We start from the raw sequence: 404 nt of genomic DNA, 5'->3' as shown, positions 1-404 counted from the left end.
GGAACAGACCGCCCTTCCACACCGGTCCCGTGCCGTCGGTGAACTGGGTCAGCGCCGGCATTTTCAGCTCGGGCATGGTGACCAGGATGCCGATCGCCAGGGCGACGATGGTGCCGATCTTGAGGAATGTGGACAGGTAGTCCCGTGGCGCCAGGATCAGCCACACCGGCAGTACCGCCGCGACAAAGCCGTAGCCGATCAGCATCCAGGTGATCTGGATCCCGGTGAAGGTGAAGGCCTTGGCCCAAACCGGATCGGCAGCAATTTGCCCGCCCAGCCAGATCGAACCCAGCAGCAACAGCACGCCGATGATCGAGATTTCACCGATGCGGCCCGGGCGGATGTAGCGCATGTAGATGCCCATGAACATCGCGATCGGGATGGTCGCCATCACCGTGAAGATC

1 protein-coding gene is annotated in these 404 nt (G+C 62.4%); it reads right to left on the bottom strand.

Annotated elements, in window-relative coordinates; genetic code table 11:
* Window positions 1-404 (bottom strand): carbon starvation CstA family protein (locus tag Q7F16_RS30095; RefSeq protein ID WP_409557423.1); only part of this gene is annotated, 404 nt, incomplete at both ends.

This window comes from Pseudomonas sp. Lb2C2 (genome assembly GCF_052112205.1).
GTDB classification, from domain to species: domain Bacteria; phylum Pseudomonadota; class Gammaproteobacteria; order Pseudomonadales; family Pseudomonadaceae; genus Aquipseudomonas; species Aquipseudomonas kilonensis.
This window is presented reverse-complemented; position numbering and strand designations above follow the sequence as displayed.